Source organism: Microvirga mediterraneensis (genome assembly GCF_013520865.1).
Taxonomy (GTDB): Bacteria; Pseudomonadota; Alphaproteobacteria; order Rhizobiales; family Beijerinckiaceae; genus Microvirga; species Microvirga mediterraneensis.
The window spans coordinates 2555558-2569375 of the sequence record NZ_JACDXJ010000001.1 but is presented as its reverse complement, the minus strand read 5'-3'; the positions used below and the strand labels follow the sequence as shown (position 1 = coordinate 2569375).

Sequence of the window (13818 nt, the reverse complement as noted above, 5' to 3'; positions counted from 1 at the left end):
AGCGGCTGTTTCGCGTCGGGGTTGGAGGTGCTGTTATGCTGCGGGAATATACGACCGATCTTCCTCTGATCGCCATTCTGCGCGGCCTCAAGCCCGAGAATGCCGAAGCTGTCGGCTTCTCGCTGGTCGAGGCCGGCTTCCGAATCATCGAAGTGCCTCTGAACTCCCCCGAGCCCTTCCGCAGCATTGAGATTCTGGCCAAGACGATGCCCAGGAACGTACTTGTCGGTGCGGGAACCGTCCTGGAGCCGGAGCAGGTGGTGGGTGTCCACGACGTGGGCGGCAAGCTCATCGTCATGCCCCATGCGGACCTCGATGTGATCAGGGCAGCCAAGAAGAATCGGCTCCTCTGCACTCCCGGGGTAGCGACTCCGACAGAGGCTTTCGCAGCCCTCAAGGCAGGCGCGGACGCCATCAAGATCTTCCCGGCCGAAGCGATTCCGCCCGCGGTCGTAAAGGCCTGGAGGGCCGTGCTGCCGAAGGATGCACTCGTCCTGCCCGTCGGGGGTATCAAGCCAGATAACATGAAGCCCTATCTGGATGCCGGCGCCGACGGCTTCGGCTTGGGCTCCGCCCTCTTCACGCCTGCCATGACGGTCGAGGAAATCGACCGGAATGCTCGCGATTTCGCACAATCCTGGCGAAACCTCGCGGCCGTCTGACCCGCAGGCTGGATACGTTCTGAACGACCTGAGCAGGAACCCCTGGGAGCGAAAGCCGTTCTCAGGGAGAAATGCTTGTTCAAGGAGTTCACGATGAAGAAAACGGTACTGCTTCTTGCGGCTTCGCTTCTCAGCACGGCCGCCTTCGCTCAGGACACCACCACGACCATCAAGAAGGAAGAAGGGATTCTGGGCAGCCAGACGACCATCGAGCGCAAGACGGAGCCGAGCACGACGTCGTCCACCTCGGTCACCACGACCACCGGCTCCGTTGGCTGCACCACGGAAACCAAGCAGAAGACGGACGAGTTCGGCGACACGACCACCAAGAAGAAGACCGAGTGCTGATCGGATTCTTCTCTTCGCGAGTCAGGGCCCGGCCTCGCGCCGGGCCTTTCCTTTGCGGCGGCTTTAGCGGCGGCGTCCACCCTGTCCGCCTCGGAAGAAAGGGACGGTCAGGAGGCGCCGACCCGTCTCGTCGGTGATCTCGAGTTCGATATTGCCCGCATCGGCCAGCTCGTCGCGCAATTCCTCGACCGTAGCCAGGGCCTCGGCGCGGGCTGCCTCGAGATCGGGAAGCTCGACCCCCTCCTCGTCTTCATCAAGGTCGTAGCCGTCTCGGATATTGAAGAAATAACGGGGCATGGGGATCAAGCTTCAGATCGATGTTTGGCGGGAAGAACGCCCTTGCGGGCGGCAGGTTCAATCAGGCACCTGCCCTTCTCCTATACACGTAATTTCCAGAAATGATGACGTCTGTCGCAAGGGTGCCGCAGGCCGGCTCGATCCATGGAGCCGATCTCTCACGAGATTGGCACGCCAAGGGCCATAGCGGATCAACGTCAGGGACATGCCGCTGGAGCCCGCTCGACCCTGGGACGGCTCGTCGCCGGGGCGGTGTCGGTCGTGAGCGGCCGATCCTCACGGGTATCTCATAAGGACGTCATGGGACCCTGTGGCGTTTGCGAACGATTGCCCTAAGAGCGCCTTTGAACCGCATCAGCGACGCGCGTGAAAAGGGCTCCGGTCGATGGCCCGGAGCCTCCAAGCTTGAGCTTAGCACGTCCGGGCTGTTCACATGCCGGGACGGGTCGTACGATGATGTTTTTTGGTAGTATGATGCTTGCTGACGCTGCCCGTGGTCATGCCAAGCTGCTTCTGCTGGAGCAGCATCGAGCGCTCACGGTCCCGCTTGGCCGTGTCCCGGTAAATTGACGGATTCGTTGTCTGGGATCCGCTACCGCCCGGAACCGGCGGTGGAGGATTTTGAGCCATGGCTGTGGCAGCGCCCAGAGCGATGGTCACGATAGTTAAAGTACCCAACAGAATATGACGCATGGGGATCTCCTTGCGATCGATGCCCCTGGAGTGGTGCTTATTGGTCAACTCCCAACGCGATGTGCTTCGGAAGGTTGCGGTCAAGGTCCTAACCGTCGGGACGGATCGCCGCCCCAGGATTGGTTTGCTGCCACAGAGCCGACGCAACCCCCTTCCGGACGGACGACCAGACACGGCAGATGTCGATGGACCGGCCTCGGGGTTACCCGGCAGAGCCGCGCCGGGTGGCCGGTGCAAGCGAAGGCCCGGGCTTGCCAATCGAGCCGTGTGACGGCAATCTCAAGCTCGGCAAGACGTTCAGCGGGTGTATGCCGGAGTATTGTCTCGTCGGGCAACAGGACATGGGAAGCGGCCAAATCATGATCAGGGACGGTAGGAATGTCGATGCTGGGGCTACGGACGAGGAAGCTTTGCTCGGGCGTCGGCCGGCACTCCTCACGCGGCGGTCATTTCTGGTCGGTTCGGCCGTCGGTGTCGGCGCCCTGGGACTGGCCGGTTGCGCGACATCCGACGGCATGAGCCTCGCCGAGGCCGCGAAACTCTACGGGCCGGTGCCCGATGAGAAATTCCCGATCCCGGCAGTCGATATCAGCAAGGTCGATCCGAAATATTACCGTCGGACCGTCCGCTACGACACCAAAGAGGCGCCCGGTACGATCATCGTCGACCCTGGCAATTACTACGTTTATCGCATCGAGGACGACGGCTCCGCCACCCGCTATGGCGCCAATGTCGGCCGCGACGGCTTCCGGTGGAGCGGCGACGCTTATGTCGGCCGCAAGGCCGAATGGGCGACCTGGACCCCGCCCAAGGAGATGATCCGGCGCCAGCCTGAGGCGGCCAAGTATGCCCGCGGCATGCCGGGCGGCCTCGACAACCCGCTCGGCGCCCGCACGCTGTATCTCTATCAGAACGGCGCTTACACGCTCTATACGATCTATGCCAGCAGCGACGCCGAATCCATCGGCACGGGCATCACAAGCGGCTGCGTCGGCCTGCTCAGCCAGGACATGATGCACCTGTATTCACGAACGCCTGTCAAGACGAAAGTGGTCGTCCTGCCGGCATAGCCCCGGCCTGGGCGCTGCCGGTGCTGGCCGCGCGAAAAACATGCTCGTTCGCAGAGACTGAGCACATCGTGCGGGTGGCGTTCACTGGGAGGTCGCCGAAGCAATCTTTTCCCTCAGAAACGGTAGGATCAGGAGCCGCACGCATGTCCGCATCTGATCCTGCACCACACCAAGCCTAAAATTCTTCTTGCGCTGCGCAGGGCGTCCAGACATGTCGAACGCGCGAGATACAGGTGTTTCTCCAACGCCGTTTGAACCGTGTTTGCGGCAGGACCCAACAAACGTCCACTGAACCTAGAAATAGGCCGGAGGCTTACGCTCGGAAGTGTCAGCTCCTGACCTCGATCACGCCCACGTCACAGAGTAAGCGCAGTCGTATCGCTAGATATCAGCGCCTTCAGAATACCCTGTTGTGTATGTTCACTGTGTTCCACCATCGCGGCCCGCGCCTGATCTGGATCGCGTAGACGCAAGACGCCCACGATGCGCCGGTGGTCGTCACTTGTTTCAGGATTTACGTCGCGGCTAAGAGCGCCGAGATAGAAGAGCCGGGTACATTCGTCGAGATAAGCGGCGACCATTGCCAACAGACGCGGATTGTTGGCACCTTCGGCAATGGCCATATGGAAATCGCGATTGGCTTTCACAAAGGATTGCACGCTCTCGTCTTGGGATGGCTCATACCGAGCTTCTGCCAGCGTCTCCAAGCGATCGAGATCGGAGGATGTCAGGTTCAGCGCCGCCATCGCGGCTGCCGTTCCCTCCGTCATGGCACGTATGGCAAACAGGTCGTTGATGTCCTTCACAGTCACCGGCGTGACCCTGTAGCCGCGACGCGGAAAGGCCTCGATCAGACCCTCGGCGACCAGCCGGCCGAGCGCCTCGCGCACTGGCGTTTTGCTCATCGAGAGTTGCTCGGCCAGCTCCGACTCCGAAAACTCGGCGCTGGGCCTCAGTTCTCCTGAAAGCACCCGCGCACGCAAGGCTTGGTAGGCGGTCTCAGTCAGCGACAACTTTTTGCCGCGGGCACTTCTTCCGTCGCCGGTGAAAACGGGGGTCTGCAATATGTCGCGCTCCTACTCTCGAATCCTGCGGATCGCATTCCCCGCACCCGCCCTCACATCCCACTCAGCCGAGCTCGCCTTTCTCCCCTGTATTCGGGCCATGCGCAAGCAGGACTCGACTTGACATATTTCGTAATATATCACAAAGAATATCACAAGGATCGAACCGGAGAGTTCGGTTGGAGGGGCCCTTGGCAGAGATACTGGTGATCAACCCCAACAGTTCGAAGGAAGTCACCCGATCGATGGAGGGATGCCTTCGGATTTTCGACGGAAACGGACATCGGATCCGTTGCGTCGAGCTGGAGGATGCGCCGCCCGGGATCGAGACCGACGATCATGTGTCCGAGGTAATCCCCCTCCTTCTCGATGCCGTCAGTACCGCGCGCGCCGATGCCATCGTGATCAGCTGCTTCTCGGACCCGGGGATCGATCGAATCCGTGCCGCTACAAATTTGCCTGTGGCAGGGATCGCTGAGGCTGCCTACCTGGCGGCACTCGGCCTCGGAAAGCGTTTCGGCATCGTATCACTCGGACCATCGTCGATCGTCCGGCACCGCCGCTATCTTGAAACGCTGAAGCTTGAGCGCAGGCTCGCGGGCGACCGTGCGTTGGGCATGGCGATCGTCGACCTTGTCGCCTCGAATGTGGTGGAGCGGGTTGCACGCATCGGGGCCGCGCTTCGCGATGAAGATGGGGCTGATGTCGTCATCCTGGGCTGCGCCGGTCTGGGCAGTTATCGCGCCGCACTGCAGGCGGAACTCGGCCTGCCCGTAATCGATCCGGTCCAGGCCGGCGTCGCACTGGCCTGCACCCATGCCGAACTCGGCTACGCGGGGAAGGGCCGATGAGCGTCGATCTTGTCATCAAAGGCTCCGTCGTCACCCCCGGGGCAACGTTGAAGAACGGATGGGTGTCCATCGAGCGGGGCATGATCCATGCGGTCGGAGCCGGCGAGCCTCCGGAGGCTCGGGAGACTCACGATGCCGGTGACGCCTATATCCTGCCAGGCATCATTGATGGTCAAACCCATGCGGGCAGCTATCTTGGACTTTCCGGCATCGAGCCCACGACACGCTCGGCCATCGCCGGCGGCGTCACGACGCTTGTCGACATGCCCTATGACAATCCGGAGCCGTTGAGTTCCAGCGCGCATCTCGCCGCCAAGGTCGAGGCGATCCATCGCTACGCGCATGCGAACGTCGCGCTTTACGGGACCGTCATGCCCGGTCAGTCTTTGGACGAGGTGTCGCGACTGGCGGAAGGCGGCGTCGTCGCCTTCAAGATCTCTGCCTTCGAGAGCAGTCCGACGCGGTTTCCCCGGATCGGCGCCGCGATGACGCTCGACCTGCTTGAGGAACTCGCGGCAACCGACCTGCCCCTCGGCCTTCACAACGAGGATCAGGAAATCGTCCGGGCCCGCGTGGCAGCCGCCCGTGCCGACGGACACAAGGGAATCGCCGCCCACTCGCCGAGCCGGCCGCCGGCCGCCGAACTGGCCTCCACGGCCCATTTCCTCGAGCTCGCGGCGAGCGCCGGCGCCCATGCACACATCGTGCACATCAGTCTGCCGCGGGGTTTCCAACTCGTCGATCATTACGTCCATGACGGGTATCGGGCGACGGGTGAGCTCTGCGTCCATTACCTGTGGTTCGATCCCGAGCGCGATGGAGACGAGCTCGGCGCGCGCATGAAGGTCAACCCGCCGATCCGACCCGGCCAGATCGACGCTCTGTGGCAGGAGTTGATCGAAGGGCGCGTCGCCTTCGTCAGCTCCGACCACTCGAGCTGGCCGATCGACAATAAGCTAACCGACAGCATCTTCGAGGCAGGTGCCGGAGTTCCGGGCATGGAGACGCTGCTGCCGGCCTTCTTCACGGCGGCCAAGATGCGCGGTGTCGACGCCGCGCGGATGACCGCCGAATACTTGGCGGAACGGCCGGCGAGGTTCTTTGGCCTCCATCCGCGCAAAGGCGCGCTGCAGCCTGGCGCCGACGCCGACATCGCTATTTTCGAGGAGGCGGACACAGTCTGGGATTCGTCGCGCGCCGAGGACGGACTGCGCTGGAGCCCCTATGACGGACGTCGCTTCGCGGGTCGCGTGGTCCGCACCTATCTCGGCGGCCGCCTCGCCTATGACGGCGCAACCATCGTCAACACGCCCGGCGCCGGCCGCTTCGTCGCCCGTGGTACTTCCCGGTGGTTTCAGGAGAACACGCCCCATGAGTGACATTTCCCTCAGTCCGCCCGACGGCGGCATCGTCGAGAAAGCGATCACATTCCTCTACTACGTCGATCTGCCGAAGGCGTTCGCGTTCTATACCGAAGTGATGGGTTTCCCCCTTGAGATCGACCAAGGCTGGTCGAAGATCCTGCGCATCGCGGACCACGCCTATATCGGCCTCGTCGATGAAACCCGCGGCATGCACCGCGCCCACCCGGTCAAGCCCGTCCAGGTCTGCATCCGCGTCCCAAACGTCGATGCTTGGCATCGTTATCTCGCCGCGCACAAGGTCGCGGCCCTGACCGAACCGAGAGACAGCGCTTCACTCGGGATCCGGGCCTTCGTGCTCGAGGATCCGGAGGGCTACCAGATCGAGGTGCAGACAGCACTCCGATAAATCGTACTGCAGGCAACAGATCGGCAGATGAAAACAAAGGGAACTCACATGTTGAAATTACGCATGCTCAATGGCCGAAGCGCTCTTGTGGCCGCAGCCGTCCTTCTCGCCTCCACGGCCCTGACCAGCGTCGTCGACGCCAAGGCTCTCAAGATCGGTCTGACGTCGGATGCTGTGAATCTCGACCCGCAGGCGGGCGAGGAACTCTCCAGCAACATCCTCTTCTATCACATCTACGATCCCCTGGTCCGCCGGAACGCCGATCTCTCCTTCGGACCGGGCCTCGCCGAAAGCTGGGAGTTGGCCGACCCGACCACCTGGGTCTTCAAGCTCCGCAAGGGCGTGAAATTCCACAACGGCACGGAGTTCAAGGCATCGGACGTGGTGTTCACGCTCGACCGGCTGAAGAAGTCGCTGATGGCGAACCTGGGCGCCAACATCTCGGCCTTCAAGGCCATCGACGACTATACGGTCGAAATCAAGACGCCGCGCCCCTACGCGGTGCTGCCGAACGACCTCGCCGCCGTGCTCATCCTCAGCGAGAAGTACGCCAAGGAGGTCGGCAACGAGAAGCTGGACCTGAAGCCGATCGGGACAGGTCCTTACAAGCTGACAGAATGGATCAAGGAAGATCACATCAGTCTCGAAGCCAACAAGGACTATTTCGCCGGTGCGCCAAAGATCGATACGGTAACCTTCCGTCCGATCACCAACGGCGCCACCCGCACGGCGGCTCTTCTGACCGGAGAGGTCGATCTTATCCAGGATCTCAACGTCCGTGACGTCAGTCGCGTCAAATCCGATGAGCGCTACAAGGTCCTGACCCAGCCGAGCCTTCTGAACGTCGTCGTGTCGATCGACCAGCGTGACAAGAGCCCGACGATTGCGCTCGACAAGAACCCCATGAAGGACCGGCGCGTCCGCGAGGCCATGGTGCGCGCCATAGACGTTAACGCGATCAATAAGATCATCATGAACGGCCTGTCGACCCCGTCAGAGCAATACGTGCCGGCCTCGCATACCGGCCATGTCGACGGCGCGAGCTTCCGCACGATGTACCCGTTCGATCTCAAGAAGGCCGGCGAGCTGATGGCGGAGGCCGGCTATGCCGACGGCTTCACGGTCACGCTCGACACCACCAACAACCGCTACGTGAACGATCAGCAGATCGCACAGGCACTCGCCTCCATGCTCGGCAAGATCAAGATCGACCTCAAGCTCAACCTGATGCCGAAATCGAACTTCTTCGGCTATATCCGCGTCCCGAGCAACCAGTCGAGCCTGATCATGAGCGGCTGGGACGTTCCGTCGGGCGACGGCGGCTCGATGTACAGTGTGATGTTCTACTCACGCGGCAAGAAAGAGGGCTACGGCCAGGTCAATCGAGGCTCCTACTCGAACCCTGAGGTCGATGCCCTCATCGACAAAGCCGACGCGACCCCCAAGCTCGACGAGCGCGACGCGTATCTCCAAGGCGTCACGAAGATCCTGATGCACGACATCCCGATGATCCCGATCCACTACGAGCAGGATCTGTATGCCGCCAAGAAGAGCATCCAGATGACGCCGCGCGCCGACAAGTTCCTCTGGGCGTATGAAATCGACATCAAGGAATAAGGCCCCGACTTCCAGCGAAGAGACGCCGGCCACACCGCCGGCGTCTCTATGCCACTTCACTTGTCAAACGATGGAACCACCGCCTTGCTTGGCTACACCATAAAGCGGCTCTTACAGATGATGCTGGTGCTGTTCGCGGTATCCGTCATCGTCTTCCTGATGATGAGCTTTACCGGCGATCCCGTTTTCATGGTGATCCCGATCGACTCCACGGCCGCCGAGATCGAGCAGGCACGCCGCCTTCTCGGCCTGGATCGTTCGCTGCTGAGCCAGTACTGGATCTTCCTGACCAATCTTCTTCAGGGTGATTTCGGTCGCTCCTATGTCTTCCGCCAGCCCGCGATGGAGCTCATTCTCGAGCGCCTGCCGGCCACCATCGAGATGGTGCTTGTCGCGATTACGCTGGCCACGGTGGTTGCGGTCCCGCTCGGCGTCTTCGCCGGCGCAAACCCGAACCGGCCTGTTTCCCGCGGCATCATGGCCGGCTCACTGCTTGGTATCTCCCTGCCCGGCTTCTGGGTCGGCATGATGCTGATCTTCTTCTTCTCGGTCCGCTACCAATTCCTGCCGTCGTCGGGGCGCGGCGAGACCATTGAGGTGTTGGGCCTGCGCCTGTCCATCCTGACCCGCGACGGCTGGTCTCATATCATCCTGCCCGCAATCACTCTGGCCCTCGCCACGCTTGCCATCATCCTGCGCATCACCCGCGCCGGTATGATGGAAGTGATGCGGCAGGACTATATCCGCTTCGCACGGGCGAAGGGCGCATCACGACGTCACATCCTGTTTGCCCACGGCCTGAAGAACGCGCTCATTCCCGTCGTGACGATTTTCGGTTTGCAGCTCGGCGACCTGATCGCGTTCGCCACCATTACCGAGACGATCTTCGCCTGGCCCGGAACCGGCAAGCTTCTGATCGACTCGATCTACCGCGGCGATCGCCCGGTCATCGTGGTCTATCTGATGCTGACCGCCTTCATCTTCGTCGCCATCAATTTCATCGTCGACATCGTCTACACGCTGATCGACCCGCGCATTACCGTGAAATGAGAGCGATATGACCCGGTTCCTCTCCTCGGAATTCTTCTATAATTACCGCAGAAACCTTCCGGCAATCTTCGGCAGCGCGCTGCTTGCCCTTTTTGCCCTCATGGCGTTGTTCGGCCCGTTGATCGTAGCCCAGGATCCCTACGACGTGTCGCGGCTCGAGCTGATGGACAGCTTCAAGCCACCGGTCTGGCTGGAGGGCGGTGACAGCCGTTACCTCCTCGGGACGGACGGTCAGGGTCGGGACGTTCTGGCCTCGATCGTCTACGGCGCCCGCATCTCGGCATTCATCGGCCTCACTGCGATGGCTTTTTCCTGCGTGATCGGCACGACGCTGGGGCTCCTGTCCGGCTATTACAGCGGCACGGTCGATAGCGTCATCATGCGCATCGCCGACATCCAGCTCTCGTTTCCATCGATGCTGATCGCATTGTTCCTTATGTCGGCTTTCGGTACCGGGATCATCATGGTCCTGATCGCCCTGACAGCCGTCGGATGGGTGGTCTATGCCCGCACGGTCCGTGGGTCCACCTTGAGCGAGATCCAGAAGGAATACATCCAAGCGGCCCGGGTTGCAGGCCTCGGCAATCTTGAGATTATCGTGCGTCATATCCTGCCGAACGTGATGACGCCGCTGATCGTCGTCTCCACCATCCAGGTGGGAACCTTCATTCTCATCGAGGCCTCGCTGAGCTTCCTCGGCGTCGGCGTCCCGATCACCGAACCGTCCTTGGGGCTCCTGGTGAAGGAGGGATTCGACGTGTTGTTCTCGGGGATCTGGTGGACCTCCGCCTTTCCTGGGCTGTTCATCATGTTCCTCGTCTTCGGCATCAACCTGTTCGGGGATTTCCTGCGCGACGAACTCAATCCCCGTCTGCGATGAATGATGAAGAAAGAAGCACGATGAGTGAGACGTTGCTCGATATCCGTGGATTGAAGACTCATTTCCACACGTTCGGCGGTCTGGTGAAAGCCGTCGATGGCGTCAGCTTCGACGTCAAAAAGGGCGAGGTTGTCGGTCTGGTCGGCGAGTCCGGGGGCGGCAAGTCCGTCATCGGCTTCTCGATCCTGCGATTGATCGATCCACCCGGGCGGATCGAAGCCGGAGAGATACTCTTCAATGGTGATGATCTTGCCAAGAAAAGCGAGGAAGAGTTGCGCGCCGTTCGCGGCGGCGAGATCGCCATGGTCTTCCAGGACCCGATGACGTCGCTCAATCCCGTCTATACCATCGGCCGGCAGATGGATGAGATGCTTCAGCTGCACACGGATCTCGACGAAACCGCCCGTCGCGCGCGATGCATCCGAATGCTCGAAGACGTGGGGATTTCCGAGGCGGAAAGTCGCCTCGATGCCTATCCGCATCAATTCTCCGGCGGGATGCGTCAACGGGTCGTCATCGCGATCGCTCTTTTGGCCGGGTCCCGCCTGATCATCGCGGACGAGCCGACGACGGCTCTGGATGTGACCGTGCAGTCGCAGATCCTCAAGCTGATGCGCCGTCAAATTTCCGAGCGTGGCGCGGCGATGATCCTGGTCACCCACGACCTTGCGGTCGTATCGGAAATGGCCGACAGGGTAGTGGTCCTCTACTGCGGCAAGGTTGTCGAGCGTGGGCGGACCGAAGACGTCATTGCCCAGCCTGCCCATCCCTATACACGCGGTCTTCTCGACAGCATTCCGCGCATCACGGACCGCCAGCATCGGCTGCGGCAGATCCCCGGCACGGTGCCAGACATCCGGAAGCTCGGAACGGGCTGCAGTTTCCGGGATCGATGCTTCCGGGCGCGGCCGCTTTGCGCAGAGAAGACTCCGGAGCTTGCTCCTGTCCGGCAATCGCTGCACGCGGCCTGCCATTTCCCGCTCAACGAGGTCGAGGCATGACGGTCCCTGTTCTGGAGGTTCGCGAACTCGTCAAGGCCTTCCCGATCGGCGGAGGCCTCTTCGAAAGACTGCGTTTCGATAAGGGCCGTCTATCAGCGCCGCAGAAGATCCTGCGCGCGGTCAATGGGGTCAGCCTGTCGATCGCACCCGGGGAAGTGATGGCGCTGGTGGGCGAGTCCGGCTGCGGCAAGTCGACGGTCGCCAAGACCATCGCCCGCATCTACGAACCTTCCTCCGGCGAGATCCGCATCGATGGGGAGGATATTTCGCATCTCGCGTTCCGGCAGATGCGTCCGGTGCGGCGCAAGGTGCAGATGATCTTTCAGGATCCTTATGCTTCCCTCGATCCGCGCCAGCGGGTGAAGGACATCGTGATCGAGCCTCGGCGCGCTCAAGATGGGCGCGCCCTGAGCCGCAAGGCCCTGGAAGAAGAGGCGGTGGCCCTGCTCGCCCGAGTCGGCCTCAACGCCGAGCAGGCCAACCGTTATCCCCACCAGTTTTCCGGTGGACAGAGGCAGCGCATCGGCATTGCCCGGGCCCTCTCGGTTCGTCCGAAGCTGATCATCGCCGATGAGCCGGTATCGGCTCTCGACGTCTCGATCCAGGCTCAGATCCTCAACCTGATGATGGATCTGCGCGATGAACTCGGCCTGTCCTATCTGTTCGTCTCGCATGACCTCTCGGTCGTTCATCACATCGCCGACCGGATCGGCGTGATGTATCTCGGTTTCATGGTCGAGACCGCCAGCCGCGATCAGTTGTTCAATCATCCTAAGCATCCCTATACGAAGGCCCTGCTTTCTGCCGCGCCGACTGTCGACAAGGCGTTGCGCAAACCTGAGATCGAAATCGCCGGCGAAGTGCCGAGCGCGCTCCGCCTGCCCCAGGGCTGCTGCTTCCGCACGCGCTGCCCTTTCGCGTTCGACCGCTGCGCCATTGAACGTCCTGCCTTGCGGCAACAGCCCGATGGCAGCTCCGTCGCCTGCCATCTTTCCGATTCAACGGCCTGAGCCGGGAGACTATGATGAATTCCGCTGTCACGATCGTCCAGCCACGCCTCCGGTTGGAGGATCCCCACGACTGTACCGACGCGAACGACATTCTCGCCGTCTTCGATGCGATATACGACGGGCTCGTCCGGTACGGCCGTGATGGCGGCTTCGTACCCGGATTGGCGGCCGAATGGCGTGCCGACCCGGAGGCGCGGCACTGGACGTTCACGCTCCGGGAAGGACTGACCTTTCATGACGGCAGCCCATGCGACGCCGAAGCCGTCTGTCTTTCCCTGCGCCGCATGGCCCGCCCAGACAAGGGCTATACCCTCGGCGCTCCCGGCGTGTGGCACCAATATCTCGGCGATGCGGTCATCGAACCCGCAGACCGCCTGACGGTCGACATCCGCCTGTCCCGTCCCATCGCGGACCTGCTCGATATCCTGGTCTACGGATATGTGGTCGCCCCCTCGGCACTCGCACGCTATGAATCGGGCGACACGAAGATGCCCGTCGGAACCGGACCCTATCGGCTGACGGAGGTGATCGACGGCCAAGAGGTTCGGCTGGAGAGGTTCGAGAACTGGCATGGGGAGCGCCCAGCCAACGCGGTGATCCGTTTCAAGCTCGAGCCGGATGCCCAGAAGCGGCTGGCCATGCTGCAATCGGGTGAGGCGCAGGTCGCAAACAGCCTTGATTTTCGTGCCTCAATGGAACTGGAGGCGCGCGGCGACCGCACGCGGGTCGTGTTCCTTGCACCTGTATCCATCATCTATCTCTTCAATGCGGCAAGAGGACCGCTGTCCGATCCGCGCATCCGCCGGGCGCTCAATCTGGCCGTCGACCGGAAGGCGCTGATCGAGCAAATCGTACATGGCGCGGCGCAACCGTTGACGGGCTTCGTGGGTCCGGCGCATTTCGGAAGCGATCCGACCATGGATGAAGGCCCCGACCTCGAAGAGGCGCGCCGCCTTCTGGCGGAGGCCGGATATGCCAACGGACTGGTGCTGGAGGTCGATTGCCCGACACGCCTGCCCGATGAGGCGCAGGCCCTGACGAAGGCGGTCTCAGATCAGGTTTCCGCCATCGGCGTGTCCCTGAACGTCCATCTTCACGAGGACCGCGAGGCTTATGCTCACGGCGTCCGTCTGAAGAAGGTACGCGACATGTGCGTGTTCGATTCAAGCCCTTTGAGCACGTTCCGCGTGCTGGCCGAGAAGATCGACGCTCGCGTCGCGGGCTCCTGGTGGCTGGGCTATCACAACGAGGCGGTCGAACGGCTGCTCGACACAGCCCGGCAGACCTCCGACGACGCCGCGCGGGAAGCCCTCTATCGTCAGGCCTACCGGCACCTTCAGGACGATCCGGCCTGGTTCTACCTCTACAATCCGCTGCGAGTGACGGGCCTCGCGGGTTCTCATCCCGACTGGAGGATGCGGCGCGACGGTGTGCTCGACGTGGCGGCCTTGCCGGCCCTCGCGCATGCAGAGCGGTCGGCTTGATCGCGCAGGCGGAAATGATTG

Annotated in this window: 15 protein-coding genes; 12 read left to right on the top strand and 3 right to left on the bottom strand. The window is 62.0% G+C overall.

The genetic code is table 11. The annotated features are described in order from the left end of the window. Positions 1-35 precede the first annotated feature (35 nt). Together H0S73_RS12145 and H0S73_RS12140 are read left to right on the top strand one after the other, a co-directional pair. The gene (locus tag H0S73_RS12145; RefSeq protein ID WP_181052401.1) at positions 36-662 is read left to right on the top strand and encodes a 2-dehydro-3-deoxy-6-phosphogalactonate aldolase; all 627 of its coding nucleotides are present in this window, start codon (positions 36-38) and stop codon (positions 660-662) included. A 93-nt stretch (positions 663-755) separates the two neighbouring features. Further along, positions 756-1010 carry a hypothetical protein gene (locus H0S73_RS12140; protein ID WP_173947258.1) on the top strand — a complete coding sequence of 85 codons (255 nt, stop codon included), beginning with the start codon at positions 756-758 and terminating at the stop codon, positions 1008-1010. Between the two features lie 63 nt (positions 1011-1073). On the opposite strand, the gene H0S73_RS12135 is transcribed toward H0S73_RS12140, so the two are convergent. Both H0S73_RS12135 and H0S73_RS12130 read right to left on the bottom strand, forming a co-directional pair. Further along, entirely contained in the window at positions 1074-1307 is a 234-nt protein-coding gene (locus tag H0S73_RS12135; RefSeq protein ID WP_181052400.1) for a DUF6894 family protein, read from the bottom strand. 429 nt (positions 1308-1736) lie between these two features. Continuing rightward, a complete protein-coding gene (locus H0S73_RS12130; protein ID WP_181052399.1) occupies positions 1737-2000 on the bottom strand; it encodes a hypothetical protein in 264 nt (87 codons plus the stop codon). Between the two features lie 359 nt (positions 2001-2359). Here H0S73_RS12130 and H0S73_RS12125 point away from each other — a divergent pair, with 359 nt between their 5' ends. Beyond that, entirely contained in the window at positions 2360-3070 is a 711-nt protein-coding gene (locus H0S73_RS12125; RefSeq protein WP_181052398.1) for a L,D-transpeptidase family protein, read from the top strand. 356 nt (positions 3071-3426) lie between these two features. On the opposite strand, the gene H0S73_RS12120 is transcribed toward H0S73_RS12125, so the two are convergent. Then, positions 3427-4134, bottom strand: a complete 708-nt coding sequence (locus tag H0S73_RS12120) for a GntR family transcriptional regulator (RefSeq protein ID WP_181052397.1) — start codon at positions 4132-4134, stop codon at positions 3427-3429. 206 nt (positions 4135-4340) lie between these two features. Between H0S73_RS12120 and H0S73_RS12115 the strand changes: the two genes are divergently transcribed. The 9 genes from H0S73_RS12115 (at position 4341) to H0S73_RS12075 (ending at position 13797) form a co-directional block, all read left to right on the top strand. Further along, positions 4341-4985: an aspartate/glutamate racemase family protein gene (locus tag H0S73_RS12115; protein WP_343058339.1), complete on the top strand. Its 645-nt coding sequence runs from the start codon at positions 4341-4343 to the stop codon at positions 4983-4985. Next, positions 4982-6364 carry a dihydroorotase gene (locus H0S73_RS12110; protein ID WP_181052396.1) on the top strand — a complete coding sequence of 461 codons (1383 nt, stop codon included), beginning with the start codon at positions 4982-4984 and terminating at the stop codon, positions 6362-6364. Before H0S73_RS12115 ends, H0S73_RS12110 begins: the two co-directional genes overlap by 4 nt. Beyond that, a complete protein-coding gene (locus H0S73_RS12105) occupies positions 6357-6755 on the top strand; it encodes a VOC family protein (RefSeq protein ID WP_181052395.1) in 399 nt (132 codons plus the stop codon). Before H0S73_RS12110 ends, H0S73_RS12105 begins: the two co-directional genes overlap by 8 nt. A gap of 48 nt (positions 6756-6803) precedes the next feature. Then, a complete protein-coding gene (locus H0S73_RS12100) occupies positions 6804-8372 on the top strand; it encodes an ABC transporter substrate-binding protein (protein ID WP_181052394.1) in 1569 nt (522 codons plus the stop codon). A gap of 84 nt (positions 8373-8456) precedes the next feature. Continuing rightward, complete coding sequence (locus H0S73_RS12095; protein WP_181052393.1) at positions 8457-9422, top strand: ABC transporter permease; 966 nt, start codon at positions 8457-8459, stop codon at positions 9420-9422. 7 nt (positions 9423-9429) lie between these two features. Further along, positions 9430-10302 (top strand): ABC transporter permease, encoded by an 873-nt coding sequence (locus H0S73_RS12090; protein ID WP_181052392.1) that lies wholly within the window; start codon positions 9430-9432, stop codon positions 10300-10302. Then, complete coding sequence (locus H0S73_RS12085) at positions 10200-11303, top strand: ABC transporter ATP-binding protein (RefSeq protein WP_343058338.1); 1104 nt, start codon at positions 10200-10202, stop codon at positions 11301-11303. The genes H0S73_RS12090 and H0S73_RS12085 overlap by 103 nt, the downstream gene beginning before the upstream one ends. Then, positions 11300-12313 (top strand): ABC transporter ATP-binding protein, encoded by a 1014-nt coding sequence (locus H0S73_RS12080; RefSeq protein ID WP_181052391.1) that lies wholly within the window; start codon positions 11300-11302, stop codon positions 12311-12313. Before H0S73_RS12085 ends, H0S73_RS12080 begins: the two co-directional genes overlap by 4 nt. A gap of 14 nt (positions 12314-12327) precedes the next feature. Then, positions 12328-13797 carry an ABC transporter substrate-binding protein gene (locus H0S73_RS12075; protein ID WP_181052390.1) on the top strand — a complete coding sequence of 490 codons (1470 nt, stop codon included), beginning with the start codon at positions 12328-12330 and terminating at the stop codon, positions 13795-13797. Positions 13798-13818: the final 21 nt, after the last annotated feature.

Coding starts and splice junctions, on each gene's coding strand:
- H0S73_RS12145 (WP_181052401.1), top strand. CDS start 36: ATGCTGCGGGAATATACGACCGATCTTCCTCTGATCGCCATTCTGCGC.
- H0S73_RS12140 (WP_173947258.1), top strand. CDS start 756: ATGAAGAAAACGGTACTGCTTCTTGCGGCTTCGCTTCTCAGCACGGCC.
- H0S73_RS12135 (WP_181052400.1), bottom strand. CDS start 1,307: ATGCCCCGTTATTTCTTCAATATCCGAGACGGCTACGACCTTGATGAA.
- H0S73_RS12130 (WP_181052399.1), bottom strand. CDS start 2,000: ATGCGTCATATTCTGTTGGGTACTTTAACTATCGTGACCATCGCTCTG.
- H0S73_RS12125 (WP_181052398.1), top strand. CDS start 2,360: ATGATCAGGGACGGTAGGAATGTCGATGCTGGGGCTACGGACGAGGAA.
- H0S73_RS12110 (WP_181052396.1), top strand. CDS start 4,982: ATGAGCGTCGATCTTGTCATCAAAGGCTCCGTCGTCACCCCCGGGGCA.
- H0S73_RS12105 (WP_181052395.1), top strand. CDS start 6,357: ATGAGTGACATTTCCCTCAGTCCGCCCGACGGCGGCATCGTCGAGAAA.
- H0S73_RS12100 (WP_181052394.1), top strand. CDS start 6,804: ATGTTGAAATTACGCATGCTCAATGGCCGAAGCGCTCTTGTGGCCGCA.
- H0S73_RS12090 (WP_181052392.1), top strand. CDS start 9,430: ATGACCCGGTTCCTCTCCTCGGAATTCTTCTATAATTACCGCAGAAAC.
- H0S73_RS12080 (WP_181052391.1), top strand. CDS start 11,300: ATGACGGTCCCTGTTCTGGAGGTTCGCGAACTCGTCAAGGCCTTCCCG.
- H0S73_RS12075 (WP_181052390.1), top strand. CDS start 12,328: ATGAATTCCGCTGTCACGATCGTCCAGCCACGCCTCCGGTTGGAGGAT.